The following is a 26858-nucleotide window of genomic DNA, read 5'->3' on the forward strand; positions in this document are numbered from 1 at the left end:
GTTGACAACTGAACAATAAACAACCAAATGAAGATTATTCAAGGAACAGTTTGCGCAGGTATTTCGGTACCGCGTTGTCTGCGTTGGTGCCGATGACTTCCAGTTCCGGATGCAGATCCTTCAGGCGCTGGTGCGCGTTTTCCATGATGCAGCCTTTGCCCGCCATAGAGAGCATCTCGGCGTCGTTCATGCCGTCGCCAAATGCGATACAGTCTTTAAGCGCGAAGCCCAGACGTTTCGCAACCGCTTCGAGCGCGTGACCTTTAGAAACGCCGCCCGCCATCACTTCCAGACAGGTCAGGGTGGAGAAGCTCACGTTGACGCGATCGCCCCAGCGGGCGTTGATCGCCTGCTCAAGCGGCAGCAGCTCTTCGTGGCTGTCGCAGGTGAAGAACACCTTGCTGATCCCCTCTGGATCCAGCAGGCCCGGCTCATACAGGGAGTAGTTGAATACCGCTTCCTTGAAGAAACGCATTTCATCCGGGCGGTGGCGGTTCATGAACCATTCGTCGTCACGGTATACGTTGGTGACGATAGCCGGATTGTTATGCACCACGCCGAAGAGATCGGCAGCAATATCGCGATCCAGGTTATGGGTGAAGATCAGGTTGCCGTCGGTATCATGCACGCGCGCACCGTTGGAGGTGATCATGTACGACTTGATCTCCAGATTATCGCGGATCTGCCCCACGTCCACGTGGTGGCGGCCGGTAGCGAACACAAAGTTCACGCCACGGGCGGTCAGAAGCTTTAAGGTCTCTTTCGCATAAGGCGACAGGGTGTGGTCGGGGGAAAGCAGCGTGCCATCTAAATCAGATGCAACAACCTGGTACATAGGAAAATTTAACCTCAATAGAAAATCAGTTATGCCGGTCGAAAAACTCGACGATGGCGTTAAGCGCGACTGAGCGCATAGCGTCCTTTTCAAAAAGGATCTCATGGTACGCGCCGTTGATGACCAGCGGTTTACCCCCTTCACAAGGGTGACCGGCGGCAGCGCGCAGTTCACAATAGCGGTCATGCATGCGGTTATCCACCACACGCTCTTCTTCCGCCTGAATCAGAAGCGTCGGCGTGTCATCATCGCCTACGCCTGCCAGCACCTGCTCACCGGCCAGAATACCCTCACGCACCCAGTGCCAGGTCGGGCCGCCGACGCGCAAGCGCGGTTCATCGGCATAAAAGCGCAGGTTGCGGCGATAGCGCTGCCGACTGTGGGTTAAGACGTTGATGGCGAACGGCAATGCGCGCCAGCGTCCGGTTCCGATGGCATAGCCTTCACGAATGCGCTGATGGCCCTCAGCCCAGTCGAGAAGATGGCGCACCATCCAGTCGGGAAAACGAATGACAATACCGTACATCGGCGCGGTGAGCGCAATGGCGTCGCACTGGTGCTCATACCGCTGCAAAAACAGCGTCGAAATGGCGCCGCCCATGGAGTGCGCAAGGATGTACCGCTTGCGCCAGGGGCCGGGCTGAACTTCCTGCTGCCAGAACGCGGCAAAATCGTCGACGTAATCGCTGAAGTGATCCACATGCCCACGGTGCGTATCCGGCAGCATGCGTCCGGACAGCCCCTGCCCACGGTGGTCGATGATCAGCACGTCAAACCCCATGTTGACCAGGTCGTAGGCCAGTTCGGCATATTTAACGTAGCTTTCGATACGCCCGGGGCAGACCACGATCACCCGGTCATTTTTTTCATTGCGGAAGCGAACGAAGCGCACCGGGATACCCCCTACGCCCGTAAACTCGTCTTCCTCACGCTGCCGCCAGAAATCGGTCAGCGGCCCCATTGAGAAAGCAGCAAACGCGTTTTCTCGTGTTTCCCAGTCCTTTTTCTGCTGAAACATTGGGTTTCCACTCACGTAATCCAGGGAATATCGTTTTTTTTCGTCACTGGTCACAAAATGACTCAACAATAGCGTATTGTGGCATAAAAATAGACGGTTCGGGAGTTTCAAATGACCTTCGAGTGGTGGTTCGCCTACCTGCTGACATCAATCATCCTTAGCCTTTCGCCCGGCTCTGGTGCCATTAACACTATGACCACTTCCATCAACCACGGCTATCGCGGTGCGGCGGCGTCCATTGCCGGTTTACAGACCGGGCTCGGCATTCATATTGTGCTGGTGGGGATTGGTCTGGGGACGCTGTTCTCTCGTTCGGTGCTGGCGTTTGAAGTGCTGAAGTGGGCCGGTGCGGCGTATCTGATTTGGCTCGGTATCCAGCAGTGGCGCGCGGCAGGCTCGATTGACCTGAATACGCTCTCCAGGACGCAAACGCGCGGCCACCTGTTTAAGCGCGCGGTGTTCGTGAACCTGACGAACCCGAAAAGCATTGTGTTCCTCGCCGCCCTGTTCCCACAGTTTATCGTGCCACATCAGCCCCAGGTGATGCAGTACGTGGTGCTGGGAGCGACCACCATCATCGTCGATATCATCGTGATGATTGGTTACGCGACGCTGGCGCAGCGGATAGCGGCGTGGATTAAAGGGCCTAAGCAGATGAAGGCCCTGAATAAAGTCTTTGGTTCGCTGTTTATGCTGGTTGGCGCGCTGCTTGCGTCAGCGCGTCATGCTTAGCGAGAAATAATGAGATGAATCCCGAAGCCGGCGAACAGCGCGCCGGCAAAGCCGTCGATCCACTTCGCGATGCGCTGATAGCCGCGGCGCATCGCCGGTAAGGCGAACAGGCTGGCAACAATAGTGAACCAGGCGAACGTCTCAACAACGATCAGCAGGAAGATCCCCCAGCGCGCGCCTGCGCCGACGCTGTCACCCACAAACAGCGAGAACACGGAGCCGAAATAGATAATCGCTTTCGGGTTTGCCAGGTTAGTCAGGAGCCCTTTTACAAAGCTGCGGCCGCCCGTTGCCAGCTCTACCTTTGGCTCTTCTGGCTTTTTCTCTTCTTTCTTCAGCGCCCCGCGCAGCATCTGGTAGCCCATCCAGCACAGGTACAGCCCGCCGCCAACCATAATGATGTTATGCAGCCACGCCATCTTCGCCAGGATCAGGTTCAGACCGAGCAGCGCGACCGCCGCCCAGACCATAACGCCCATGGTAATACCGAGCACGCCCATCATCGCTTCTTTGCGGGAGCGGCTGACGGCAGTTTGCGACACGAAGAAAAAGTCTGGTCCAGGGCTCATCAGCGCAACGATGTGCACTAACGCCACGGTGAGAAATAGCATTAACATAATTAGCTCGCGGGGAAATAATTCAGTGAGTCATCATCCTGGCACTTTTTCGCCCGTCTGACTACTCCTCATCATCACCATCGGCGTGAGAGCGGATAAGCGCCATAAACTCTTTACCAAAGCGCTCCAGCTTGCGCGTGCCGACGCCGTTGACGCTGAGCATCTCGCTGGCGCTGAGCGGCATCTGTTCCGCCATCTCAATCAGCGTCGCGTCGTTGAACACCACGTATGGCGGGATGTTCTCTTCGTCAGCGATAGCTTTACGCAGCTTGCGAAGCTTGGCAAACAGCTTGCGGTCATAGTTACCGCCGTAGGATTTCTGCATCACGCGCGGCTTGAGGGCAACCACGCGCGGCACGGCGAGCTTGAGCTCAACATCACCGCGCAGCACCGGACGCGCTGCTTCGGTCAGCTGTAGCGCGGAGTGTTGAGCAATGTTCTGCGTGGCAAAGCCGAGGTGAATCAGCTGGCGAATAATGCTGACCCAGTGCTCGTGGCTCTGGTCTTTACCGATGCCGTAAACCGGCAGCTTGTCGTGCCCCATGTCGCGGATACGCTGGTTATTGGCACCGCGCAGCACTTCCACCACGTAGCCCATCCCGAAGCGTTGATTCACGCGGTAAATGGTCGAGAGCGCTTTGCGCGCGTCCATCAGCCCATCGTACTGCTTTGGCGGATCGAGGCAGATATCGCAGTTGCCGCACGGCTCCTGTCGCCCTTCACCAAAGTAGTTGAGCAGCACCAGACGGCGGCAGGTTTGCGCTTCAGCGAAGGCACCCATCGCGTTGAGCTTGTGGCGCTCGATGTCCTGGAGTTGTCCCTGCGGCTTCTCTTCCAGACAACGGCGCAGCCACGCCATATCGGCCGGATCGTAAAACAGCATCGCTTCCGCAGGCAGGCCGTCACGGCCGGCGCGGCCGGTCTCCTGATAGTAGGATTCGATATTGCGCGGAATGTCGAAGTGCACTACAAAGCGCACGTTCGGCTTGTTGATGCCCATCCCGAACGCCACCGTCGCGACCACGATTTGCAGGTCGTCGCGCTGGAATTTCTCCTGCACGTCGGCGCGGATATGGTTTTCCAGCCCGGCGTGATAGGCCGCGGCGCTAAAGCCGCGATTTTGCAGACGCGCGGCGGTGTCTTCCACCTTCGCACGGCTGTTGCAGTAGATGATACCGGACTTGCCGCGCTGCTCCTGAACGTAGCGCAGGAGCTGGTCCAGCGGCTTGAATTTTTCCATCAGCATGTAGCGGATGTTCGGGCGGTCGAAGCTGCTGACCTGAATATACGGGTCGTTCAGCCCCAGCAGGCGAACGATATCCAGGCGCGTGGTGTCATCCGCCGTGGCGGTAAGCGCCATAAACGGCAGCTCGGGGAAGCGCTGACGCAGCTGGCCGAGGGCAGCGTATTCCGGACGGAAATCGTGTCCCCACTGGGAGATACAGTGCGCTTCATCCACCGCCAGCAGAACCAGGTTCCAGTGCGCCAGGTGATCGAGGAAGTTGTCCAGCATCAGGCGTTCCGGCGCGATATACAGCAGGCGGATCTGCCCGGTGCGGCACCCGGCCATCACCTCTTGCTGCTGCTCGCGGGTTTGCGTCGAGTTCAGGCAGGCCGCCGCCACGCCGTTGGCGAGCAGCTGGTCGACCTGGTCTTTCATCAGGGAAATGAGAGGCGATACCACGACCGTCAGGCCGTTAAGCACCAGCGCGGGCACCTGATAACAGAGGGATTTACCGCCGCCGGTCGGCATCACCACCAGGCAGTCTCGGCCTTCCAGCACCGTTTCAATGATGGTTTCCTGGCCAGGGCGGAACTGCTGGTAGCCAAAGGTTTCATGCAAAACCTGTTTAGCCAGCGACTCCTGATTCAATACTTCCGCCTGCGCCACGTTAACCCCATATGCGAAAAATAAAACAGGCGCTATTTTCAGCGCCTGAGAGAGAAACTTCAACGTTTAACGCAAAAACATTCGAGCAGCTTAGAGAATATCGTTCAGCATTACGCCCACGCCAACGCGAGTCTGATTGAAGTTGTAGTCGATCAGCGACTCGCCGTAGCCGCTGTACACCTGGGTATAGAGACGCACGTGCTTCGTCACCGGGTAGCTCAGACCGAGCTCCGCACCGCCGTAGCCGGTGTTCCAGTTGTACTGCCCCTTCGCGCTCAGCACGGCTTCACCTAACTGGTAGCCAACTTTGAGCTGGTAGTAGCCCATATATTTGGTGATATCCGGGTTGTCATCGGTGCTGCCGAGCACATACCACGGCTTCACTTCCACCATCCAGTTACCGTTCTGCGCCATCAGGCGCGTATAGGCGCGGTTCCAGCTACGCGAGGTTGGATCGGAACGTCCGTTAGAATCATGGTTAAAGCCCACTTCGACGTCGCGCAGCGTCCAGCCAGCAAATTCATAATCCGTTGCGAAGCCGAGGAAAAGCTGCGGCTCATAGTTGGTTTCACGGAACGGTGAAGATTCCCCGCTGTTGGAGAGCTGCCACCAGGATTTCTGCGTATAAGACGCGCCGAGCACTGAGTTTGGCCCCAGAATACCGCGCCAGAACGGGAACGCGAGGCTAAGCTGGAACTTCACCTCATCCTTACGCGCATTATCAGACCAGTTATAGGAGCTTATCGCTTCTTTGTTGAGATCGCTGGTTTGGGTATAAATCACGTAGTTCGTGTCATACGGGTAGAGCGTGAACGGATTGTCATGCTCCTGCAGCATATTGGCGATAATGCTGCCCTTAACGGCAGGTTTATCATGGACTTCTTTAATCGTCGCTTCCTGCGCATATGCTGTGAGGGGCAGCGCAACCGCCGCCAGTAACCAGGCCAGATACGTCCGCATCGGTGGTGTTCTCCTGCAAAGAGTAAAATTACCTGAATAGTTATGAGGCGAACATTCTACAGACTTCTGCGATAACTGCTGCATCCTCGTTTCTGAAAGTGGAATTCCTTATTGCTGAAGCATAAAATCAACATTTCATTAACAATAAGGATGTAATGTCTCATGTCAGCCATGCTTACCGCCGAAGAAGTGTTAAAACTCGTGGGCGAGATTTTTGTTTACCATATGCCGTTTAACCGTGCGCTGGGTCTTGAGCTGGAGCGTTATGAGAAAGAGTTTGCCCAGCTGAGTTTCAACAACCAGCCGATGATGGTGGGTAACTGGGCACAAAGTATTCTGCACGGCGGGGTGATTGCCTCCGCGCTGGACGTGGCGGCAGGCCTGGTCTGCGTGGGCAGTACGCTGACGCGCCATGACACCATCAACGAAGATGAACTCCGCCAGCGTCTGGCGCGCATGGGCACCATTGATTTACGCGTCGACTATCTTCGCCCGGGGCGCGGAAACCGCTTTACCTGCACCAGCAGCCTGCTGCGTGCCGGGAATAAAGTTGCCGTTGCCCGCGTTGAGCTGCATAACGAGGAGCAGGTTTATATCGCCAGCGCAACCGCCACTTATATGGTGGGTTGAGGCGGCAAATTCGGGTAAAATTGATTCACTTTTTTGTAACGGATTTTCCCGATGGATGCTAAACAGACGCGGCAGGGCGTTTTACTCGCCCTTGCCGCTTATTTTATTTGGGGTATCGCCCCGGCGTATTTCAAATTTATCGCCTATGTTCCGGCCGACGAGATCCTCACTCACCGCGTCATCTGGTCGTTTTTCTTCATGATCGCGCTGATGAGCATCAGCCGTCAGTGGTCCGGCGTTAAAACGCTGCTGCAAACCCCTAAAAAGGTCTTCCTGCTGGCGCTTTCTGCGGTGCTGATCGGCGGCAACTGGCTGCTGTTTATCTGGGCGGTGAATAACCACCACATGCTCGAAGCGAGCCTGGGGTACTTCATTAACCCGCTGGTGAATATCGTGCTGGGGATGATTTTCCTCGGCGAACGCTTCCGCCGGATGCAGTGGGTGGCGGTGATTCTCGCCTTCTGCGGCGTGCTGGTGCAGCTGTGGACGTTTGGCTCGCTGCCGGTTATCGCCCTCGGTCTGGCGTTCAGCTTTGCTTTTTACGGCCTGGTACGTAAGAAAATTGCGGTGGAAGCGCAAACCGGGATGCTGTTTGAAACCCTGTGGCTGCTGCCGGTGGCGGCGATCTATCTGTTCGGTATCGCCGACAGCGCCACCAGCCATATGGGCAGCAACCCGTGGTCGCTGAACCTGATGCTGATGGCGGCGGGCGTAGTGACCACCATTCCGCTGCTGTGCTTCACCGGTGCGGCAACGCGCCTGCGCCTCTCCACGCTGGGCTTCTTCCAGTACATTGGCCCGACGCTGATGTTCCTGCTGGCGGTGGTGTTTTACGGCGAAGTGCCGGGTGCGGATAAGATGGTGACCTTTGCCTTTATCTGGGTGGCGCTGGCGATTTTCGTCGCCGATGCGATTTATACCCAGCGCAGAACCCGCAGAGGAATGTAGGTGTTTTGTAGGGCGGGTAAGCGCAGCGCCACCCGCCAGATTTTACAGCCAGTTCCGACGCTTAAAGTACAGATACGGTGCCAGCCCGGCGAGGATCATAAAGATAATCGCCCCCGGGTAGCCAAAGCTCCACTTCAGCTCCGGCATAAACTCGAAGTTCATCCCGTAGCTGGACGCCACCAGCGTCGGCGGCAGGAACACCACGGACACTACCGAGAAGATCTTGATGATGCGGTTCTGCTCGATGTTGATAAAGCCCATCGCCGCCTGCATCAGGAAGTTCACCTTCTGGAACAGAGATTCGTTGTGCGGCAGCAGGGATTCGATATCGCGTAAGATCTCACGCGCCTGCTCCAGCTGACCGCCCGGCAGACGCGCCTTGCGCACCAGGAAGTTCAGCGCGCGCTGGGTATCCATCAGACACAAACGCACCTTCCAGCCGATATCTTCCAGCTCTGCCAGCGTCGAAAGCGCTTCGTCGTACTCATCCCCCTGATGGCCTTCCATGATCACGCGGCTCAGCTTTTCCAGATCGCTGTAGATGTTTTCAATTTCGTCCGCCAGCTGTTCAATTTTAGTTTCGAACAGATCGAGCAGCAGCTCGTAAGCGTTGCCGTCCACCATCGCCTGGCTGCGGGCGCGCATGCGGTAGAGACGGAATGCCGGCAGTTCGCGTTCACGCAGAGTAAACAGACGACCGTCGCGAATGGTAAACGCCACGGTGGAGTTGCCCGCGTGATCTTCCGCATCTTCAAAGAAGAAGAAGGAGTGAATGTGCAGGCCGTCTTCATCTTCAAAGAAACGCGCGGAGGCTTCGATGTCTTCCAGTTCCGGGCGGGTTGCCAGGCTTTGCCCCAGCTCAGATTGTACGCGAAGGCGTTCATCGTCGTCCGGCTCGACCAGATCCACCCATACGGCATCAATGAGGGGCTGTGACTCTTCGGCTTCAAGCCGAGTCAGTCGGTTATTTTCGAGTTGAAATGCGCTCAACATGACCGGGACTCCCAATGCAAAAAATATCGGACAGTTCGGTGGGCACACAGAAACAAATTGGGTTTCAGACCATTAAACAGCCTGACTCAGCGCGACGGGAATAATGCAGTCGCTGACAACCACTAAGGCCATCAGCATGAGGAGATAGCCTTAGGAGTTGTTCCTGGATGACAGGGAATTGAGCCAGTATCTACTGGGTGTGTCCAAGGCGAATGTCCTCTTAGCGTAATCGTGCGCGCATGTTACGCCAGCAGTAACTGTGGCGTCAACACGCAACGGAACGCTGAAGGGCATTAATTGACCTTCAACTTATAAGGCTAGCAGATTATTACAAAATAATGATATTTTTCTGAATGTTAGACTGTTTCCAGCTTCGCGTAGGCCGCCACCAGCCATTTGATCCCCTGCCCCTGGAACGCGACCTGCAGGCGGCTGTGCTCGCCGCTGCCTTCCAGATTCACAATGGTACCTTCGCCAAACTTCGAATGGCGCACGCGCTGGCCCAGCTTGTAGCCGGTGTCGGTTTCAGAGATCGGCGAGCCCATGCGCGGATGGCTAACCGGACGGCTGATGCTGGCGCGCAGACGCACCTCTTCCACGCACTCTTCCGGCAGTTCACCGATAAAGCGCGACGGACGGTGATAGACCTCTTTACCGTACAGGCGGCGGGTTTCAGCGTAGGTTAGCGTCAGCTTCTGCATCGCTCGCGTCACACCCACGTAAGCCAGACGACGTTCTTCTTCCAGACGCCCGCCTTCATCGAGCGACATCTGGCTTGGGAACATGCCCTCTTCCATGCCGACGATAAACACCTGCGGGAACTCCAGACCTTTGGCGGAGTGCAGGGTCATCAGCTGAACCGCGTCCTGCCAGGTGTCCGCCTGCCCTTCACCCGCTTCCAGCGCGGCGTGAGAGAGGAACGCCTGCAGCGGCATCAGGTCTTCGTCTTCTTCGTTGTAGCTGAACTGGCGCGTTGCCGTGACCAGTTCCTCTAAGTTCTCTATACGGGTCTGCCCCTTTTCGCCTTTTTCCTGCTCGTACATGGTACGCAGCCCGGAGTCTTTAATCACCCGGTCGGTCTGCACGTGCAGCGGCATGTCGGCGGTTTCCTGCGCCAGGGCATCAATTAATTCCAGGAAGCGCTGGAGCGCGCTGGCGGCGCGTCCGGCGAGGGCTTTTTCCTGCAGCAGCTCGCGGCACGCCTGCCACAGCGTCAACTGGCGATCGCGCGAGGCCTGACGCACCACGTCCAGCGTACGGTCGCCAATCCCGCGGGTCGGCGTGTTCACCACGCGCTCAAACGCCGCGTCGTCGTTGCGGTTGGCGATCAGGCGCAGATACGAAAGCGCATCTTTGATCTCCTGACGTTCGAAGAATCGCATGCCGCCGTAAATGCGGTACGGCATGCTCACCTGCAGAAGCGCCTCTTCCAGCACGCGCGACTGGGCGTTGCTGCGGTAGAGAATGGCGCACTGCTCCAGCGCGCCGCCGTTGTCCTGCCAGGTTTTGATGCGGTTCACCACGAAGCGGGCTTCGTCGAGCTCGTTGAAGGCGCAGTAAATCGAGATCGGTTCGCCGTCGACGCCGTCGGTCCACAGCTTTTTGCCCAGACGCCCGTTGTTGTTCTCAATCAGGGCGTTGGCCGCGCTCAGGATGTTGCTGGTTGAGCGGTAGTTCTGCTCCAGACGGATGGTTTCCGCGCCGGGAAAATCGTTGAGGAAGCGCTGGATGTTCTCCACCTGCGCGCCGCGCCAGCCGTAGATCGACTGGTCGTCATCGCCCACGATCATCACCTTGCCGGTATCTCCGGCCAGCAGGCGGATCCACGCGTACTGGATGTTGTTGGTATCCTGGAATTCGTCAACCAGGATGTTGGTGAAGCGTTCGCGGTAGTGCTGCAGGATATGCGGTTTGTTGAGCCACAGCTCGTGGGCGCGCAGCAGCAGCTCGGCGAAATCCACCAGGCCGGCGCGGTCGCACGCTTCCTGATAGGCCTTATAGACGTTCTGCCAGGTCTGCTCGACCGGGTTACCGAAGCTCTGGATGTGGTGCGGACGCAGCCCTTCATCTTTCTGACCGTTGATGTACCACATCGCCTGACGCGGTGGCCACTGCTTCTCGTCGAGGTTCATCGCCTTGATCAGGCGCTTCAGCAGGCGGAGCTGATCTTCGCTGTCGAGGATCTGGAAATCCTGCGGCAGGTTAGCGTCCATATGGTGCGCGCGCAGCAGACGGTGCGCCAGGCCGTGGAAGGTGCCAACCCACATGCCGCCCTGGCTGGTGCCCATCAGCTGGGCGATACGGTGACGCATCTCCGCCGCCGCCTTGTTGGTAAACGTCACGGCCATAATCGAGTATGGTGAGCAGTTTTCCACGCTCTGCAGCCAGGCGATACGGTGAACCAGCACGCGTGTCTTACCACTCCCCGCCCCAGCCAGAACCAGCAGGTTGGTGCGCGAGGCGGCAACCGCGTCACGCTGTTTGTCATTAAGGCTGTCGAGCAGGTAAGAAACGTCCATTGGCACCGTCACGTCATGTCGGGCAGGCAAATGTTTCCACTCGCCAAAACCCTGTTAATTTATACAGAACAATTGATGATTATATCAGCGTCGTGAGGGATGCCAACCGCGAAATTTCCACGTGCGGCAGAAGACGGCTGTCTGTTGCGGTCATCAGCTCCGCATTTTCTGGCTTGATCCAGCAGGCCTGCATGCCGCAGCGGATGGCACCCGCCACGTCGGTGGTCAGGTCATCGCCCACGTGCAGGATCTCACCCAGCGGCAGGTTAAGCTTCTCCGCTGCCAGATGGTACATGTCGCTGAACGGCTTCGCGCGCCCGTGCGGACCCGCGCGCAGCACGAATTCAAAATAATCGCTGAGGCCAAACAGCTCCGGCTGGGCATTGCCGTTGGTGATGGCCACCAGCGGCCACTTTTCGGCAAGCTTCGCCAGCGTGTCGTGGGTTTCCTGCGGCACGTCGATGCGGCTACGCCATTTGGCGAAGTTTTCCATTGCCGCTTCGGCACCGACGGCGGCATCCTGTGCGCTCAGACCCGCGTTCAGCATCGCCTGCTCAACCGCGCGACGACGCCATTCGGTCACGTCGTGGTAAATGTCCGGCTCGGTCTCTCGCAGGGACTGGCGCAGCTTCTGGAAGTCCTTATTCTGCATCGCCTTCAGCGCGGGATGGTAGTTCTGCACAAACGCCAGCGACTCCTGCTCGGTACGCAGGATCACCTCGCGGTTGTCATAAAGGGTGTCATCAAGGTCAAACGTCAGGGCTGAGATCTGACCGAGTGGGCGGTAAAAACGCATTATTTCCCCCGTTTGGCGCGTGGATGCGCCGCGTCATACACCGAGGCAAGGTGTTGGAAGTCTAAGTGGGTGTAGATTTGAGTGGTCGACAGATTCGCGTGGCCAAGCAGTTCCTGTACGCCGCGCAGATCGCCGCTCGATTCCAGCATGTGTGTCGCAAAGGAGTGGCGCAGCTTGTGGGGATGCACGTGGCTGTTCAGCCCCTGCTTGATGCCCCACTCCGCAAAGCGCTTCTGCACGTTACGCGCGGAGATCCGCTTGCCGAGCTTTGATAAAAACAGCGCATCCTCTTCCGCGCCAAACAGGCCGCGCAGATCCAGCCAGTGCTCAATCCAGGACACGGCGTTGCGGCCAATCGGCAGGCGGCGCTCTTTGCTGCCCTTGCCCATCACCCACACTTCGCCGGATTCCAGATCGAGATGCTTTAAGTCGAGGTTCACCAGTTCGGAGAGACGCAGGCCCGCGCCGTACATCACCTCCAGCATCGCGCGGTCGCGCACGGCCAGCGGATCGTTCAGATCGATATCCAGCAGGCGGTTTACGTCGTCGACGTCAATATTTTTCGGCAGATGGCGCGGGGCTTTTGGCGTGGCGATCCCTTTTGCCGGGTTAGCTTTCAGCTTGCCCTGGCTGACCAGCCAGTCGAAAAAGCTGCGCAGGGCAGAGAGCCGGAGCGCAAGGCTCGCCGGGCTAAGATTTTTTTTACGGCTACGCACGACGAACCCGCGTACCGTGGCGGCGTCACATTGTTGCCAGCTTTTCAGGCCGATTTCTTCGGCAATCTGCATGATGGCATCAAGCTGACGCTGATAGTTAAGCAGCGTAATGGGGCTGAGCTGACGTTCCACGCCGAGAAAGCGCAGAAACCGCGAGACGTCAGTGGCGAGCAGTCCGTCCGTCATACGCGTTCAATCCAGCGCTCCAGCAGCTCAGGCAGCATCAGGGCGATCTCCTGCAGCAGGTGCGTGGCTTGCCCCTGCTCATAGTGGTGCGCGTCGCGGCTGGTAAATAATATGACCCCCAGGTCGCCATCGCGTCCCATCAGCGACATCGCCACCGAGCCAATCGCTTTGGCTTCCGGCAGCACTACCAGCAGCTCAGGTCCGTTCAGCGGCCCCAGATAGTGATGCTCATGGCCCAGGCGCTGAATGCGCAGCGGCTCAAACGCCTGACGGCTGAGCGCCAGATGGGTGAACCCCGACGGTGCGCCAATGCGCCAGCGATCAGGGAACAGACGAATCGTTGCGCCCGCCAGCCCCAGCTCGCGCGCCCAGCGGTGGAAGCGGCTGAGAAACTCTTCAAGGCTGTGCGCCGAGGCCAGACGCGCCTGCAGGTGCAGAAGGCGATAGAACAGGCTTTCGTTGGTGCTGGCCTGCTCCATCAACAGCGTCATGTTCTCTTCGAGTTGGTTGATGTGGTTACGCGCGCGCGCCATGTGCCATTCGACCAGCGACACGGTCCCGCGAACCGGATGCGGCACGCGCATTCGTTCGACGACGCGTGCATTGCGAATAAAAAACTCAGGATTGTTCAGCAGATAATCAACAACAGCGCTGTCGTCCAGTTCCGTCACTGTTTCCTGCAGTTCTTCCCCTGGTTGTTTCATAGATGGATAAACCCGTCATAAACATGTGTCGCCGGGCCAGTCATGTACAGTGAATGACCCGCTCCTTTCCAGGCGATATCAAGACGACCGCCCGGTAATTCCACGCGAACCTCTTCTGCCAGTAACCCCTGGGAGATACCGACGGCCACCGCCGCACAGGCGCCGCTTCCGCAGGCCTGGGTTTCGCCCGCGCCGCGCTCGTAAACCCGCAGACGGATGTGTTCACGCTTCACCACCTGCATAAAGCCGATGTTCGCCCGCTCCGGGAACCGCTCGTGGCTCTCCAGCACCGGACCGAGCGTTTCAACCGCCGCAGTTTCCACGTCATCCACCTGAATCACGCAGTGCGGGTTACCCATCGAGACAACGCCGCACAATACTGTCTGCTCGGCCGCCCGCATAATATAGGTCTTTTCCGCTTTGTTTGCGCGAAACGGCACGGCGGAAGGCTCGAAGTTAGGCTCGCCCATATTGACGCGCACCAGCTCATCGTCGGTAACGCTTAGCACCATACGACCGTTGGCGGTACTGACGCGGATATCGCGCTTATTGGTGAGCCCTTTCAGGCGGACAAAGCGGGCGAAACAGCGCGCGCCATTGCCGCACTGGTTAACCTCACTGCCGTCAGCGTTGAAAATACGGTAGTGGAAATCGAGGTCAGGATCGTAGGGCGGCTCAACCACCAGCAGCTGATCGAACCCCACGCCCACGTGCCGATCCGCCAGGCGGCGGATCAGTTCCGGGGAGAAAAACACATTCTGCGTTACCGCGTCGACGACCATAAAATCGTTGCCAAGGCCATGCATTTTAGAGAACTGCATCATTTGCTCCATTGCGCGGGTACAGAACGTTGTCGTCAGAGGTTAACCTGAGTCGGACCGCCGTTATCGCCACGATCGTTAGTCTTTGGCGTGGAAGACTCGATGCCGCTGTTAACCGGTTTTGTCGGCGGCGGCGCGGTTTTATCCGCAGGCGGGAAGTAGAGTGGTCCCTTCAGTCCGCAGCCGGTCAGGCTAAACAGCGTGATGAGAACGGCAAGCGTTCGGAAAGCGTTTTTCATTATAAAGTTGCCCGTAAGTTCAAATCTGTTTCTATCATCGCAGGAGAAGACACAAAAGCAAGAGTTTGCCGCTTTCCTGCAACGGGAATTATTTAGCGTTATACTGCCGCCATCACGAAAAACAGGAACAAAACCATGAACGACAGTGAATTCCATCGCCTTGCCGACACCCTGTGGATGACCATCGAAGAACGTATCGACGACTGGGACGGCGACAGCGATATCGATTGTGAAATCAACGGCGGCATTCTGACCCTGAGCTTCGAAAACGGCAGCAAAATTATTATTAACCGTCAGGAGCCGCTTCACCAGGTGTGGCTGGCGGCCAAACAGGGCGGCTATCACTTTGATTTGAAGGGTGACGAGTGGGTTTGCGATCGCAGCGGCGAAACGTTCTGGGATCTGCTGGAACAGGCGGCGACCGCTCAGGCGGGCGAGGACGTGCGTTTCAGGTAGTTTTGTTGCCCGGTGGCGGCTACGCCTTACCGGGCGAAAAGCCTCAGGAAAAATACTGCTGCAACAGCGGTGCGGTATCCTGATTCGCAGGCGCCGCAGGGGTAATCGCCTGCGTACGGAACGGGATCACCTGCGCTCGGCCATCCACGTTCACAATCTGGTAGAACTGCGGCAGATTGAAGTTGATAAAGCTGGAACCGTAGGTGAAACGGTCATGCGAGGAAGAGTAGAAGCGGCTGACGTCGCGCACCAGCTCCTCTTTGCTGCCTTCACAGTGGTGATACACCTCGGCGCGGTTGGTCTCATCCAGAATGTAGATGTTGAACCCGGCATCGTCGCCCGACTCTTCAAAGAAGAACTGAATAATCCCTTCACTGGCAAAGCCATCCACCACCTGCGGCAGCTTGACGTGGTTGGTTTCCACTTGAACCGACAGGCCGTGCAGCTTGTTGTGTGAAATCGCGCCGTAGAACTCGATAGCGTTTTCCAGCTTCTGCACCGACACGTTCAGACGCTCGAAGAACAGGCCCCACGTCTGCCCGGAGACGCGCAGCGCTTTAAAGCGCCCGGTTTCCTGACGGGTGCTGGAGAGGCGCAGTTCGATGCATTCAGAGACCAGCTGCTGCACGCGGGTACGAATCAACCCACGCAGATGCTGGCTGTAGCAGAACACTTCGACGCTGTCCGGCGGCGCGGCGTCCTGGTGCATCTTGCCGAGAATGGTTTTCAGCGCTTCAATCATCGCCTGCTCGCCGTTGAAGTGCAGGGTACGCACTTCGTTCCACGAGTTGCGGTAAAGCAGGTCTACGCTGCCCACCAGGCAGTTTTGCTGCTCGCCAAAGCTGAAGACGTCCAGCTTGCGGAAGTCAAAATGGACCACCTGATTGCGGAAGGCCGCCGTCGGGTCGTATTCCAGGTTAACGATGATCGCCAGGTGGCGGATCTCGCACGGGCTGTAGAGCGCTTTTGGCGTTGGGGCAGGCAGACGCAGCGGGAAGTGGTGCGAGACATCCGCCACCATTTCCTGCAGCTTAGCGAGATCGACCACCTCGTTGCCTTTGATAAACAGGCGCGTGCGCGAGGTCAGCAGGCCGTTAAACCAGGCCCACGCCACCAGCTTGTTCAGATAGCGGTTATATTCCAGCGGCTGATGGCTGATAATCGAATCCATGCTTGGCGCACGGTTGTACAGATACCACCCGGTGCGGTTTGCGCGGCCCGGCGGCACATAGATAAAGGTCAGGTTTGGTTCAGACAGGTCAGGCGAAATCTGCGGGTTAACCAGGGTCACTTTGCCCGGCAGCGCTTCAAACGCGGCGTACAGCTTACGGGTTAACACCCCGATATCCTGCGGGCTGGCGGAGACGCTAAGGTTATTGCGGCGCGCAAAGCGGATCAGGTTACGGTAGCTTTGCATCATCGCGTCGAGCAGTTCGTTGTGCGCTTCACGCACCTGATCGATCTTCCAGTTGGCGCGGTTATCAAGCATGGACAGACGCGCTTCGTCCCATCCCCACTCTTTCACAAGCTGACTGACCACTTCACGACGCCAGCCCACGCAGGCGCGCTCACGGCTCAGCTTTTCACAGACCTTGAGATAGAAACATCGACGCACCAGGTCAAGACGCGTGGCGTCATCAATGGCTTTCAGGTATTCGGTAACGCGCTCCAGCATCATGCAGTAGGCGTCGAGCCCGTAGGAGACAATCTCGCCATCGTGCAGGCGCTGCTTGATATCTTTCGCCAGCAGGCGCGGCGTAGGGTATTCCCACGAGTAGGCTTCCAGCAGCAGGGTTTTCAGCACCGCTTTGTACGGTGAATCAATGCTCTTGTAGAGCTGCCAGAGGCTTGCGCCAAAGTACTCTTCGGCGGACAGGGAGCTGAGGCCGCCCAGATCCAGCCATTCGTTTGGCGTCAGTACGCCCTGCGCGTAAAGCGACATGACGTAGTCGTCGTAATGCTCTTCTTCTTCGCACGGGACCATATTCCACAGAATACGCTTCCCGGCCAGACGAACGGCAGTACGGTAAAATTCATCCAGCAACAGGATGTGCTGAGTCGAGCCGCAGTCTTCACCACCCAGACTGCCGCTTTCATTATGGCGGAAACGGTTTTCATCAATCAGGAAGAAGCTCACTTCCACGCCAAGCGAGGCCGCCCAGCTTTCCAGCAGGCTGCATTTACGCTGCAGCAGCTGGCGCTCTTCGTTATCGAGCCAGGATTGATGGCAGACCCAGATATCCAGGTCCGAAGAACAGCTCTGCCCTACCGATGAGGTGCTCCCCATCGAGTAAACGCCGGTAATCGGCAGTTCACCTTTCGGAGAAACCTGAGGCGGCATGCCGCGGTAGAGTTCCAGCTCGTTCAGATAATGCTGTTGGGTTTCATCAGGCGTGAAGAGGCAAATGCCCTGGGGAACGTTACCATCAAGGTAGCCAGGCATTAGCGGGTGGTGATAGTGCAATAATGTCGGCAGCAGACTGTATACCTGCTGGAAAGCAGGGCCCATGGCAGCAAGCGCGCGATCCACACGCAGTTGATTTATGGCATCCAGTCTCTGTTTCAGAGTCTCAATATAGAGGTACAAGACGTATCGCCTGATGTTTCCGGGTGTCGTAAGCTATTCAAAACACGAATAACAGCGAGCCCGCAGTATTTCAAAAAGATAACCGTTACCCTTTTTTCGCCCTTGTCATTATGGTGGTACCGACGAAAAAATGGTCTAAAACGTGATCAATTTAACACCTTGCCGGTTGACCGTAAAGAAAGATGCGCTACATACAAGTGTAGCACCGTTCTGTACGTGTAAATTCCTGAATACGGCTATGGCTGACGAATACGCCGCCTTGTCCCTCTCACGCTTCATCAACCGTAAAACTGCCATCCCAGAGTCAACAATGTTAGGATGGTTAGCGATTGATAATGACGGTAACAAGCATGTTAGACAATGTTTTGAGAATTGCCACACGCCAAAGCCCTCTCGCGCTCTGGCAGGCACATTATGTTAAGCAGCGCCTTGAAGCCTGCCACAGTGGATTGCGCGTCGAGCTGGTGCCGATGGTCACGCGCGGTGATGTGATTCTGGATACGCCGCTGGCGAAAGTGGGCGGCAAGGGCCTGTTTGTCAAAGAGCTGGAACTGGCATTGCTTGAGAACCGCGCCGATATCGCCGTACATTCGATGAAAGACGTGCCCGTCGAGTTCCCGGAAGGGCTGGGGCTGGTGACCATCTGCGAGCGCGAAGATCCTCGTGACGCGTTTGTCTCGAACCACTATGACTCGCTCGACGCGCTGCCGGCGGGTAGCGTGGTTGGCACGTCCAGTTTACGCCGTCAGTGTCAGCTGGCGGAGCGTCGTCCTGACCTTATCATCCGCTCGCTGCGCGGTAACGTTGGCACGCGTCTGGGCAAGCTGGATAACGGCGATTACGATGCCATTATTCTTGCGGTTGCAGGCCTGAAGCGCCTGGGGCTGGAGGAACGTATTCGCGTGGCGTTGCCGCCAGAGCTGTCGCTGCCGGCCGTCGGCCAGGGCGCCGTCGGCATTGAGTGCCGTCTGGACGATGCGCGCACCCGCGAGCTGCTCGCTCCGCTGAACCATGACGAGACCGCAACCCGCGTAAAAGCCGAGCGGGCGATGAATACTCGCCTCGAAGGCGGGTGTCAGGTGCCGATTGGCAGCTATGCTGAATTAACAGACGGTGAACTGTGGCTGCGCGCGCTGGTGGGCGCACCGGACGGTTCACAGATGGTGCGCGGCGAACGTCGCGGCAAGCCGCAGGATGCCGAAGCGCTTGGCGTGTCGCTGGCGGAAGAGCTGCTGAATAACGGCGCACGTGAAATTCTGGCCGAGGTCTATAACGGAGAACCCCCTGCATGAGTATTCTTGTCACCCGCCCTTCTCCCGCAGGAGAGCAGTTAGTGAGCCGTCTGCGCGCACTGGGGCAGGTGGCCTGGAGTTTTCCGCTCATTGAATTCTCCCCCGGTCGGGAGCTCTCTGCGCTCGCCGACCAGATGAATACCCTGCAGGAAGGCGACCTGCTGTTTGCGCTATCGCAGCATGCCGTGGAATTTGCCCATGCGCAGCTGCAACAGGCGGGGACACGCTGGCCGACCGCTCCGCGCTATTTCGCTATCGGCAGAACCACCGCGCTGGCCTTACATACCGTGAGTGGAACAGACGTTCGCTACCCGTTGGATCGGGAAATCAGCGAAGTCTTGCTACAATTACCTGAATTACAAACTATTGCCGGAAAGCGCGCGCTCATTTTGCGCGGCAACGGTGGCCGCGAACTGCTGGGTGAAACGCTGCGGAAACGCGGGGCTGACGTCACGTTTGTTGAGTGCTACCAGCGCTGTGCGAAACACTACGACGGTGCTGAAGAGGCGATGCGCTGGCACGCGCGCGGTATTAATACGCTGGTGGTCACCAGCGGTGAAATGTTACAACAGCTTTGGTCGCTAATACCGAGTTGGTATCGCGAAAACTGGTTACTCCGCTGTCGGCTTCTGGTCGTCAGTGAGCGTCTGGCGAACCTCGCCCGGGAACTGGGCTGGCAGGATATTCGGATCGCTGATAACGCCGACAACGATGCGCTGCTGCGCGCATTACAATAACTCTCAAATGGGAAGCCATAATGACGGAACACGAAAAATCCTCCGCCGTGGTTGAAGAGACCAGGGAGACTGTGGAGACAACGCCACAGCCAGAGACGACTGAGAAAACCGCTGAGAAGAAAAACGGCAGCAATAAAACCAGCCTCGCGCTGAGCGCGATTGCCATCGCCATTGCGCTGGCAGCAGGCGTCGGCCTGTATGGTCTGGTAAAGCAACAGAGTGCTAACCAGACGGCCACCAGCGATACGCTGGTCAATCAGCTTACCTCCCTGCAAAAAGCGCAGGAAACGCAGAAAACCGAGCTGGAAGCGGTGATTAAGCAGCAGGCCGCCGCGCTTGCCGAGGCGAACAGCAAACAGGAAGAGCTGACCAAACAGCTGGGCGAAGTACAGCAGAAAGTCGCCACGATCTCCGGCACCGATGCCAAAACCTGGCTACTCTCGCAGGCCGATTTCCTCGTCAAACTCGCCGGGCGTAAGCTGTGGAGCGATCAGGACGTGACCACCGCCGCCGCGCTGCTGAAAAGCGCCGATGCGAGCCTGGCCGACATGAACGATCCGAGCCTCATTACCGCGCGCCGTGCGATTACCGAAGATATCGCCAGCCTCTCCGCCGTTTCACAGGTGGATTACGACGGCATTATCCTCAAGGTGAACCAGCTTTCGAATCAAATAGATAACCTGCAGCTGGCGGATAACAATGACGACGACTCCCCGATGGACTCTGACGGTACCGAGCTGTCCAGCTCCCTGAGCGAATGGCGCATAAACCTGCAGAAAAGCTGGCAGAACTTTATGGACAGCTTCATCACCATCCGCCGTCGCGATGAAACCGCCGTACCGCTGTTAGCGCCGAATCAGGATATCTATCTGCGCGAAAACATCCGTTCCCGCCTGCTGGTCGCGGCGCAGGCCGTGCCGCGCCATCAGGAAGAAACGTACAAACAGGCGCTGGATAACGTCTCGACGTGGGTACGCGCCTACTACAACACCGATGATGCAACGACCACCGCCTTCCTCGAAGATATCGACAAGCTGAGCCAGCAGAACATCACCATGAACGTGCCGGATAAACTGGCCAGCCAGCCGATTCTGGAGAAGCTGATGCAGACGCGCGTGCGTAACCTGCTGGCGCAGCCGGGCGTTCCGGCCGGGCAGACCGGCACAGCGGCGGCACCAGCGCCTGAAAGCGCGCCACAGGGAGAGTAATGATGCTAAAAGTCCTTTTACTCTTCATCCTGCTGATCGCCGGGATCGTCCTGGGCCCGATGCTTGCAGGTCATCAGGGATACGTCCTGATCCAGACCGATAACTACAACATTGAAACCAGCGTAACGGGTCTGGCGATCGTTCTGATCCTCGGCGTCGTGGTCCTGCTTGCCGTTGAATGGATCCTGCGCCGTATTTTCCGCACCGGTGCCCATACCCGCGGCTGGTTCGTTGGCCGTAAGCGTCGCCGCGCCCGTAAGCAAACGGAACAGGCACTGCTAAAGCTGGCCGAAGGCGATTACCAGCAGGTTGAAAAGCTGATGTCGAAAAACGCCGATCACGCGGAACAGCCGGTGGTGAACTATCTTCTGGCCGCCGAAGCGGCGCAGCAGCGCGGTGATGAAGCCCGCGCTAACCAGCATCTGGAACGCGCGTCAGAACTGGCGTCTGGCGACCCGATCCCAGTGGAAATTACCCGCGTCCGCCTGCAGCTCGCGCGCAATGAGAACCACGCGGCGCGCCACGGCATTGACCGTCTGCTGGAAATCGCACCGCGTCATCCGGAAGTCCTGCGCCTTGCGGAGCAGGCCTATATTCGTACCGGAGCGTGGGGCTCGTTGCTGGACATCATTCCGTCGATGGCGAAGGCCGAGGTGGGTGATGATGAACATCGTGATGAACTTCAGCGTCTGGCATGGATTGGCCTGATGGATCAGGCGCGCGCCGACCTGGGCAGCGAAGGCCTGAAAACCTGGTGGAAGAATCAGAGCCGGAAAACGCGCCAGCAGGTCCCCCTGCAGGTGGCCATGGCGGAACATCTTATTGAATGTGACGATCATGACACCGCCCAGGAGATCCTTCTCGACGGCCTGAAGCGCCAGTACGACGATCGCCTGGTCATGGTGATCCCGCGCCTGAAAACCAATAACCCTGAGCAGGTCGAAAAAGTGCTGCGCCAGCAGATCAAAACCGTCGGTGACCGTCCGCTGCTGTGGAGTACCCTGGGCCAGTCGCTGATGAAGCACGGCGAATGGCAAGAGGCGAGCCTGGCCTTCCGTGCGGCACTGAAACAGCGTCCGGACGCGTTTGACTACGCGTGGCTTGCCGATACGCTGGACAAACAGCATAAGCCAGAAGAGGCGGCCGCCATGCGGCGCGATGGGCTATTGCTGACGCTGCAAAATAACGGTAACCCGCAATAAATAAAAAAGGAGGCCAGACGGCCTCCTTTTTTTATCGCCTTTCTCCTGCTACATTCTTTACACCCACATCTGCAAACGAACCCGCCAATGTAACGATGTCTTTTCATTAACTTTTTTTCACACACGCGCACTTTCTGCAGCGTGGATTAAATCGTTTTTGAAAGGAAATCTTCATGAACTCGCTTTTGTATGCGCTTATTGAAGCGCTGCGCTGCCACCGCTGGCTGCGCCTGCTTGCCTGTGCTTTTATCTTTTCTTCGCTGGGAAATGGTTTAACCCAGGTCGTGGTCTTTGGTTTACTGTTAGCGTGGTCGGCTCCGCCCGCCCTGCTCACCCTCGCTTTTCTTTTCGCAACGGTTCCGGGATTCATCGGCAGCGCGATCGGCGAAAAGCTGTGCTCGCGCTATTCTCCAGTATTCCTGCTGATACTGACCGAGGGGCTGGGATTGCTCGCCCTGCTCTTCCCCCTGCTCGGTGCGGGTTATCACAGCATTGCCTCGCTACTCGCCGTGCAATCCACCGAAGCGCTGCTCAGCGGGATGAGCTGGCCCGCGCTGACATTGCTCTTTAAACGCGGACTTAGCGAAACAGAGCTGCCTGCTGCGACCTGTCTGGAAAATGTGATTTTTGCTTCTCAGGTGTTATTAGGTACTGGACTCGGCGTGGTGCTATTCAAGCAGACCTCCGTGTTTACCTTGCTGGCTATTGATGCCGCCAGTTTTCTCGGGTCGCTGATGCTACTGTGGCTGGCTGGGCGGCGGTTTTCTGCGCCATTGCTACCTCTCCCCGGTGAAGAGGCAGCCCCCGCGCCACTGCGCTGGCGGACGTTGACCGTTCGGCAAAAGCGCAGCCTGCTCATTTTGCCAGCGCTGGCGGCCGTCGGCTCACCGGCTATGGCGCTACTTCCGGCCCTGGCGCAGCAGCTCCATCCTCAGGATGCGGCGGGCCTTGCTCTGCCTCTGCTTTTCGCAAGGAGCATGGGGCAACTTTGCGGCCCCATGCTGCTAAAAAAAGAGAGCCTGACGCGCTTTGCCGTCCACACGCCGCGAATCATCGTTTGTCTCGGTATTTTTCTTGCCGCTTATGGAATGCTGCCGTTGTTTTCCGGGTGGATGGCATGTGCGCTGGGGATGATCTTTATCGCGCATCTGGCCTCAAACGTTCTCTTCGCAGCCGGCACGTTTGGCGTACTCAGCAGTTTTCATATCACGCAAACCGCGTCAGCCAGCGGTAAAGCCTGGCGCTGGCAAACGCTCAGCGCCTCGCTTTTCACCGGCATTACAGCGATAGTGGCTGTTGGTCTTGGCTCAGTGCTGGCGCTCTATACGGTCTCGTCAGCCGCCCTGCTGTTGGTCGCCCTGATCATGCGTGGGTATCGGGAATAAGACATAAAAAAACGCCTGCTATAAAAGCAGGCGTTAAAACAGGTCTGTAAGACAACATATTTGGTGCTTCACTCAACGTTATGTCCATGGTGTCTGATGAGGCCGAAGCGACATCTGTCAGTGGACGATAAGCACCGTAAATGGCTCTGCGTCATTCCTGAGTTTATGAGGCACTAAGGCGAACATAAGAGATGGAATGAGCATCTACGCGTATATTATTGCACGTAACGTGCCAGATTTACACGCAGAACTTTTACATGGCGCAACATTTTAAGATAAAAGGAAATTATGCTGTTAAGTAGCCTCTGAAGCTTCATAGCGTATCGGCAAAAGCAGAAATATGTCGCCAGGAAGAGACAGTAAATCCCATAAATAATTATTTATCTTATTTTCAATGATTTGCATGTCACTGAATCGCGACAATGATAAAGGGTACTTTCTGGAGATAACGACAGGGGAGAAAACTTACAGAAAACAAAAAACCCCGCCGAAGCGGGGTTCAAAATTGGTCGGCGAGAGAGGATTCGAACCTCCGACCCACTGGTCCCAAACCAGTTGCGCTACCAAGCTGCGCTACTCGCCGATGTACTGCTTTTTTGAATTTTTAGTTCAATTCATTTAAAAAGTCGTGGTGCGAGGGGGGGGACTCGAACCCCCACATCCTAAGGACACTAACACCTGAAGCTAGCGCGTCTACCAATTCCGCCACCTTCGCAATTCACAACTCTTTCAATAATGGGGTGGCTAATGGGATTCGAACCCACGACAACTGGAATCACAATCCAGGGCTCTACCAACTGAGCTATAGCCACCACTGTATTCTTTCACGCGGTACTGACTACTTCTCAGACCACCGCAGCTCTAGCGCCGGGAACTAAAATGGCGCGCCCGACAGGATTCGAACCTGAGACCTCTGCCTCCGGAGGGCAGCGCTCTATCCAGCTGAGCTACGGGCGCTTAGCGCCGTTGCGGGGCTGGATATTACGTACCTCCGTCCCCGCTGTCTAGTGCTTTTTTGAAAAAAATGCGCGTTTGGTTATGGTTTGCACATTTTGCCGCTTATTCCTCCACTTTCTGCGTGGTGGCACGGCGACCCAGGCCAAAAAGCTTATACGCGGCCGTCACTGCCGCCAGGAAGATCAGCCCGACAAACAGCGACATGCGGGTATCTTCATTAAAGTACATTCCAATTAATACGCAAATCAGGAACGCCATAGTCAAATAGTTCGCATACGGGAAAAGGATCGAGCGGAACGGATGGCTGGCGATCGCTTTTTTATGCGCATGGCGAAAACGCAGCTGGCTAATGAGGATAACAAACCACGGCACCATGCCCGGCAGCACGCTGGCGCTGTAGACATAAACAAACACGCGCTGCGGATTAGGGATGATGTAATTCAGGCAGGAGCCAATCAGCAGGATGACGATCGAGACCGCCACGCCCGCTACCGGCACGCCAGCACGTGAGACTTTACTCATTGCCGCAGGCAGCTGGTTATTTTTCGAGAGCGCGTAGAGCATACGGCCACAGCTGTACATCCCGCTGTTACAGCCTGAAAGCGCTGCCGTCAGGACCACAAAGTTGATGATACCTGCCGCCGCCGTGATACCAATTTTGGCGAAGGTTAAAACAAACGGGCTGCCGGTGGTGCCAATTTCGTTCCACGGGAAGATGGTCACAATAACGAAGATTGCACCCACATAGAAAATCAGGATACGCCACAGCACTTTGCCTACCGCGCTACGCAGCGTGACCTGCGGGTTTTTCGCTTCACCGGCAGTAATACCGATCAGCTCCACGCCCTGATACGAGGCCACAACGATACATAGCGCCGTCAGGAAGCCCTTCCAGCCGCCAGCGAAAAAGCCGCCGTTTTCGGTCAGGTTGCCAAAGCCGATAGCGAGTCCACCGTTGCCAAAGCCGAAGAAAATCACGCCCAGGCCGACGACAATCATCACGATAATCGTGGTGACTTTGATCATTGCGAACCAGAACTCAATTTCACCGTAAAGGCGCACGGCGGCCAGGTTTGCCAGCGCCACCAGCCCCACGGCAATGAGTGCCGGTATCCACTGGACCATGTCCGGGAACCAGAACTGGACGTAGACCCCTATCGCGGTGATTTCAGAGATGCCCACCGCCATCCACATAAACCAGTATGACCAGGCCGTCAGGTAGCCAAAGAACGGGCTCATATAACGATGCGCGTAAACGGCGAAGGAACCGGTTACCGGCTCCAGGAAGAGCATTTCGCCCATTGAGCGCATGATGAAGAAAACAAACAGCCCGGCGATAATATACGCCAGTAATACGGAAGGGCCTGCCCATTTGAGCGTACTTGCGGAGCCCATAAACAGGCCCACGCCGATAGTGCCGCCCAGCGCTATCAGTTCAATATGACGAGCTTCCAGCCCACGCTGTAGCTCCGGTTTTTTCTCTGCCATAGATCCTCGATTGTGTTTGCTGTTTCCCGGCTTAATACCGGTTATTGTTTTTTAGGGGTACTAAAATACGGTGCGAATGGTTTCTTAAAATCGGCCAAATGGCAAACGATGCATTAAAAAAATGAATGCATTGCACAAATTATCGGCAGTTTTGCAGGTGAGTTGCAGCGCGAACAGCATATCGCGCTACATTTTGATTACATTTTACCGGTATAGTGCCAGGTGAGGTAGCGAAGCAGTCGAATCTGTCGTTTAATGCGGGTGGGTTGGGAGAGCAGGCGGTAGAGCCACTCCAGCCCCATATTTTGCCAAATCTTCGGAGCGCGCTTCACGTGGCCGGTAAAGACATCGTAGGTGCCGCCGACGCCCATATAAAGCGCATCCGGGCTGACCATGCGGCAGTCGCGCATCAGGATCTCCTGGCGCGGGGACCCCATCGCCACGGTGACGATTTTTGCCCCACTGTCGCGCACGCGGGCAAACAAAGCCTGCTGGTCTTCAGGCTTGAAGTAACCATTTTGGCTACCAACAATATTAACATTCCATTGACGACGCAGTTTCTCTTCGGTCTCGGCCAGCACCTCAGGCTTACCGCCAATCAGGAACACCGGCGTCCCCTCCGCACCAGCGCGGGCCATAAGCTGCTCCCAGAGATCGGCACCCGCCACGCGAGATACATTAGCGTCAGGATATTTTTTACGGATAGAGCGGACCACGCTGATACCGTCCGCGTATTTAAATTCAGCCGCTTCTATCAGGCTTTTGACTTCGGCGTTATCTTCCACCGCCAGCATCTTTTCCGCATTGATAGCGACGAGCGTACCGGATTTCATCTGCCCGTCGGCGAACAGAAAATCCAGCGCGTGCTGCATGTCGCGCCAGCCAATCAGCTGCAAACCACGAAGCGCATAGCGCGGTGCAGAAGTTTTATCAGTCATTAC

The 26858-nt window shown here is 56.9% G+C and carries 25 protein-coding genes and 4 tRNA genes; 9 read left to right on the forward strand and 20 right to left on the reverse strand.

The window, feature by feature from the left end; genetic code table 11:
• Positions 1-34: 34 nt before the first annotated feature.
• Positions 35-835, reverse strand: a complete 801-nt coding sequence (gene yigL / locus DG357_RS21775) for a sugar/pyridoxal phosphate phosphatase YigL (protein ID WP_028014784.1) — start codon at positions 833-835, stop codon at positions 35-37.
• A gap of 25 nt (positions 836-860) precedes the next feature.
• On the reverse strand, positions 861-1853 hold the full coding sequence (gene pldB, locus DG357_RS21780) for a lysophospholipase L2 (RefSeq protein ID WP_041911835.1): 993 nt from the start codon (positions 1851-1853) through the stop codon (positions 861-863).
• Positions 1854-1964: 111 nt separating this feature from the next.
• On the opposite strand from pldB, the gene rhtB reads away from it, so the two are divergent.
• Positions 1965-2585, forward strand: coding sequence for a homoserine/homoserine lactone efflux protein (gene rhtB, locus DG357_RS21785; RefSeq protein WP_028014786.1), 621 nt, complete (start codon positions 1965-1967; stop codon positions 2583-2585).
• On the opposite strand, the gene rhtC is transcribed toward rhtB, so the two are convergent.
• The 3 genes from rhtC to pldA all read right to left on the reverse strand — a co-directional run bounded on the left by rhtC (position 2582) and on the right by pldA (position 6053).
• Positions 2582-3202: a threonine export protein RhtC gene (gene rhtC / locus DG357_RS21790; protein ID WP_010426287.1), complete on the reverse strand. Its 621-nt coding sequence runs from the start codon at positions 3200-3202 to the stop codon at positions 2582-2584. The two genes, rhtB and rhtC, sit on opposite strands and share 4 nt — an antisense overlap.
• Before the next feature lie 61 nt (positions 3203-3263).
• Positions 3264-5093: an ATP-dependent DNA helicase RecQ gene (gene recQ / locus DG357_RS21795; protein ID WP_047362647.1), complete on the reverse strand. Its 1830-nt coding sequence runs from the start codon at positions 5091-5093 to the stop codon at positions 3264-3266.
• A 90-nt stretch (positions 5094-5183) separates the two neighbouring features.
• Positions 5184-6053 (reverse strand): phospholipase A, encoded by an 870-nt coding sequence (gene pldA, locus DG357_RS21800; protein WP_047362648.1) that lies wholly within the window; start codon positions 6051-6053, stop codon positions 5184-5186.
• Positions 6054-6215: 162 nt separating this feature from the next.
• Here pldA and yigI point away from each other — a divergent pair, with 162 nt between their 5' ends.
• Both yigI and rarD read left to right on the forward strand, forming a co-directional pair.
• Positions 6216-6683, forward strand: coding sequence for an acyl-CoA thioesterase YigI (gene yigI / locus DG357_RS21805; protein WP_028014789.1), 468 nt, complete (start codon positions 6216-6218; stop codon positions 6681-6683).
• A gap of 51 nt (positions 6684-6734) precedes the next feature.
• On the forward strand, positions 6735-7631 hold the full coding sequence (gene rarD, locus DG357_RS21810; protein WP_048959726.1) for an EamA family transporter RarD: 897 nt from the start codon (positions 6735-6737) through the stop codon (positions 7629-7631).
• A gap of 42 nt (positions 7632-7673) precedes the next feature.
• Here rarD and corA read toward each other — a convergent pair whose 3' ends face one another.
• The 8 genes from corA to lptM form a co-directional block, all read right to left on the reverse strand.
• Entirely contained in the window at positions 7674-8624 is a 951-nt protein-coding gene (corA, locus tag DG357_RS21815; protein ID WP_008501540.1) for a magnesium/cobalt transporter CorA, read from the reverse strand.
• Between the two features lie 150 nt (positions 8625-8774).
• Positions 8775-8831, reverse strand: coding sequence for a YsgD/CorL family protein (gene ysgD / locus DG357_RS23240; RefSeq protein WP_212743980.1), 57 nt, complete (start codon positions 8829-8831; stop codon positions 8775-8777).
• A 149-nt stretch (positions 8832-8980) separates the two neighbouring features.
• Positions 8981-11143, reverse strand: a complete 2163-nt coding sequence (gene uvrD, locus DG357_RS21820) for a DNA helicase II (protein ID WP_045631335.1) — start codon at positions 11141-11143, stop codon at positions 8981-8983.
• Between the two features lie 79 nt (positions 11144-11222).
• On the reverse strand, positions 11223-11939 hold the full coding sequence (yigB, locus tag DG357_RS21825) for a 5-amino-6-(5-phospho-D-ribitylamino)uracil phosphatase YigB (RefSeq protein ID WP_028014792.1): 717 nt from the start codon (positions 11937-11939) through the stop codon (positions 11223-11225).
• Positions 11939-12841 (reverse strand): tyrosine recombinase XerC, encoded by a 903-nt coding sequence (gene xerC / locus DG357_RS21830; RefSeq protein WP_088204706.1) that lies wholly within the window; start codon positions 12839-12841, stop codon positions 11939-11941. The genes yigB and xerC overlap by 1 nt, the downstream gene beginning before the upstream one ends.
• Complete coding sequence (locus tag DG357_RS21835) at positions 12838-13545, reverse strand: DUF484 domain-containing protein (protein ID WP_045260992.1); 708 nt, start codon at positions 13543-13545, stop codon at positions 12838-12840. The genes xerC and DG357_RS21835 overlap by 4 nt, the downstream gene beginning before the upstream one ends.
• Complete coding sequence (gene dapF, locus DG357_RS21840) at positions 13542-14366, reverse strand: diaminopimelate epimerase (RefSeq protein ID WP_088204705.1); 825 nt, start codon at positions 14364-14366, stop codon at positions 13542-13544. The genes DG357_RS21835 and dapF overlap by 4 nt, the downstream gene beginning before the upstream one ends.
• A gap of 35 nt (positions 14367-14401) precedes the next feature.
• Positions 14402-14605 carry an LPS translocon maturation chaperone LptM gene (gene lptM / locus DG357_RS21845; RefSeq protein ID WP_041911830.1) on the reverse strand — a complete coding sequence of 68 codons (204 nt, stop codon included), beginning with the start codon at positions 14603-14605 and terminating at the stop codon, positions 14402-14404.
• Between the two features lie 135 nt (positions 14606-14740).
• Between lptM and cyaY the strand changes: the two genes are divergently transcribed.
• Positions 14741-15061 (forward strand): iron donor protein CyaY, encoded by a 321-nt coding sequence (gene cyaY / locus DG357_RS21850; protein WP_063155593.1) that lies wholly within the window; start codon positions 14741-14743, stop codon positions 15059-15061.
• Positions 15062-15104: 43 nt separating this feature from the next.
• Here the strand turns inward: cyaY and cyaA are convergent, their stop codons facing one another.
• On the reverse strand, positions 15105-17648 hold the full coding sequence (cyaA, locus tag DG357_RS21855) for a class I adenylate cyclase (RefSeq protein ID WP_048959723.1): 2544 nt from the start codon (positions 17646-17648) through the stop codon (positions 15105-15107).
• Positions 17649-17998: 350 nt separating this feature from the next.
• Here cyaA and hemC point away from each other — a divergent pair, with 350 nt between their 5' ends.
• The 5 genes from hemC to DG357_RS21885 all read left to right on the forward strand — a co-directional run bounded on the left by hemC (position 17999) and on the right by DG357_RS21885 (position 23472).
• Positions 17999-18940: a hydroxymethylbilane synthase gene (gene hemC / locus DG357_RS21865; RefSeq protein WP_032644935.1), complete on the forward strand. Its 942-nt coding sequence runs from the start codon at positions 17999-18001 to the stop codon at positions 18938-18940.
• Entirely contained in the window at positions 18937-19677 is a 741-nt protein-coding gene (hemD, locus tag DG357_RS21870) for a uroporphyrinogen-III synthase (RefSeq protein ID WP_088204703.1), read from the forward strand. The genes hemC and hemD overlap by 4 nt, the downstream gene beginning before the upstream one ends.
• 20 nt (positions 19678-19697) lie before the next feature.
• Complete coding sequence (gene hemX / locus DG357_RS21875) at positions 19698-20885, forward strand: uroporphyrinogen-III C-methyltransferase (RefSeq protein ID WP_041911826.1); 1188 nt, start codon at positions 19698-19700, stop codon at positions 20883-20885.
• A gap of 2 nt (positions 20886-20887) precedes the next feature.
• Complete coding sequence (gene hemY / locus DG357_RS21880; protein WP_028014802.1) at positions 20888-22087, forward strand: protoheme IX biogenesis protein HemY; 1200 nt, start codon at positions 20888-20890, stop codon at positions 22085-22087.
• A 173-nt stretch (positions 22088-22260) separates the two neighbouring features.
• Positions 22261-23472: an MFS transporter gene (locus tag DG357_RS21885; RefSeq protein WP_088204702.1), complete on the forward strand. Its 1212-nt coding sequence runs from the start codon at positions 22261-22263 to the stop codon at positions 23470-23472.
• A gap of 506 nt (positions 23473-23978) precedes the next feature.
• Here the strand turns inward: DG357_RS21885 and DG357_RS21890 are convergent.
• From DG357_RS21890 to wecG, 6 genes are all read right to left on the reverse strand, one after another.
• Positions 23979-24055, reverse strand: a tRNA-Pro gene (locus DG357_RS21890).
• Positions 24056-24101: 46 nt separating this feature from the next.
• Positions 24102-24187: transfer RNA gene (locus tag DG357_RS21895), tRNA-Leu, on the reverse strand.
• 21 nt (positions 24188-24208) lie between these two features.
• Positions 24209-24284, reverse strand: a tRNA-His gene (locus tag DG357_RS21900).
• A 68-nt stretch (positions 24285-24352) separates the two neighbouring features.
• A tRNA-Arg gene (locus tag DG357_RS21905) sits at positions 24353-24429 on the reverse strand.
• Positions 24430-24531: 102 nt separating this feature from the next.
• Positions 24532-25917, reverse strand: coding sequence for a bifunctional threonine/serine APC transporter ThrP (gene thrP / locus DG357_RS21910; protein WP_045260997.1), 1386 nt, complete (start codon positions 25915-25917; stop codon positions 24532-24534).
• A gap of 197 nt (positions 25918-26114) precedes the next feature.
• Positions 26115-26855, reverse strand: a complete 741-nt coding sequence (gene wecG, locus DG357_RS21915; protein WP_045260998.1) for a lipopolysaccharide N-acetylmannosaminouronosyltransferase — start codon at positions 26853-26855, stop codon at positions 26115-26117.
• Positions 26856-26858: the final 3 nt, after the last annotated feature.

The sequence above is a fragment of the Enterobacter bugandensis genome (assembly GCF_900324475.1).
GTDB lineage: Bacteria > Pseudomonadota > Gammaproteobacteria > Enterobacterales > Enterobacteriaceae > Enterobacter > Enterobacter bugandensis.

What these genes read in the sequence shown, in the direction of transcription:
- uvrD (WP_045631335.1), bottom strand. Translation starts at nt 11,143, where the DNA reads ATGGACGTTTCTTACCTGCTCGACAGCCTTAATGACAAACAGCGTGAC.
- corA (WP_008501540.1), bottom strand. Translation starts at nt 8,624, where the DNA reads ATGTTGAGCGCATTTCAACTCGAAAATAACCGACTGACTCGGCTTGAA.
- yigB (WP_028014792.1), bottom strand. Translation starts at nt 11,939, where the DNA reads ATGCGTTTTTACCGCCCACTCGGTCAGATCTCAGCCCTGACGTTTGAC.
- hemC (WP_032644935.1), top strand. Translation starts at nt 17,999, where the DNA reads ATGTTAGACAATGTTTTGAGAATTGCCACACGCCAAAGCCCTCTCGCG.
- xerC (WP_088204706.1), bottom strand. Translation starts at nt 12,841, where the DNA reads ATGACGGACGGACTGCTCGCCACTGACGTCTCGCGGTTTCTGCGCTTT.
- cyaY (WP_063155593.1), top strand. Translation starts at nt 14,741, where the DNA reads ATGAACGACAGTGAATTCCATCGCCTTGCCGACACCCTGTGGATGACC.
- DG357_RS21835 (WP_045260992.1), bottom strand. Translation starts at nt 13,545, where the DNA reads ATGAAACAACCAGGGGAAGAACTGCAGGAAACAGTGACGGAACTGGAC.
- lptM (WP_041911830.1), bottom strand. Translation starts at nt 14,605, where the DNA reads ATGAAAAACGCTTTCCGAACGCTTGCCGTTCTCATCACGCTGTTTAGC.
- pldB (WP_041911835.1), bottom strand. Translation starts at nt 1,853, where the DNA reads ATGTTTCAGCAGAAAAAGGACTGGGAAACACGAGAAAACGCGTTTGCT.
- dapF (WP_088204705.1), bottom strand. Translation starts at nt 14,366, where the DNA reads ATGCAGTTCTCTAAAATGCATGGCCTTGGCAACGATTTTATGGTCGTC.
- hemY (WP_028014802.1), top strand. Translation starts at nt 20,888, where the DNA reads ATGCTAAAAGTCCTTTTACTCTTCATCCTGCTGATCGCCGGGATCGTC.
- pldA (WP_047362648.1), bottom strand. Translation starts at nt 6,053, where the DNA reads ATGCGGACGTATCTGGCCTGGTTACTGGCGGCGGTTGCGCTGCCCCTC.
- DG357_RS21885 (WP_088204702.1), top strand. Translation starts at nt 22,261, where the DNA reads ATGAACTCGCTTTTGTATGCGCTTATTGAAGCGCTGCGCTGCCACCGC.
- thrP (WP_045260997.1), bottom strand. Translation starts at nt 25,917, where the DNA reads ATGGCAGAGAAAAAACCGGAGCTACAGCGTGGGCTGGAAGCTCGTCAT.
- rhtB (WP_028014786.1), top strand. Translation starts at nt 1,965, where the DNA reads ATGACCTTCGAGTGGTGGTTCGCCTACCTGCTGACATCAATCATCCTT.
- yigI (WP_028014789.1), top strand. Translation starts at nt 6,216, where the DNA reads ATGTCAGCCATGCTTACCGCCGAAGAAGTGTTAAAACTCGTGGGCGAG.
- rhtC (WP_010426287.1), bottom strand. Translation starts at nt 3,202, where the DNA reads ATGTTAATGCTATTTCTCACCGTGGCGTTAGTGCACATCGTTGCGCTG.
- wecG (WP_045260998.1), bottom strand. Translation starts at nt 26,855, where the DNA reads ATGACTGATAAAACTTCTGCACCGCGCTATGCGCTTCGTGGTTTGCAG.
- rarD (WP_048959726.1), top strand. Translation starts at nt 6,735, where the DNA reads ATGGATGCTAAACAGACGCGGCAGGGCGTTTTACTCGCCCTTGCCGCT.
- hemD (WP_088204703.1), top strand. Translation starts at nt 18,937, where the DNA reads ATGAGTATTCTTGTCACCCGCCCTTCTCCCGCAGGAGAGCAGTTAGTG.
- hemX (WP_041911826.1), top strand. Translation starts at nt 19,698, where the DNA reads ATGACGGAACACGAAAAATCCTCCGCCGTGGTTGAAGAGACCAGGGAG.
- yigL (WP_028014784.1), bottom strand. Translation starts at nt 835, where the DNA reads ATGTACCAGGTTGTTGCATCTGATTTAGATGGCACGCTGCTTTCCCCC.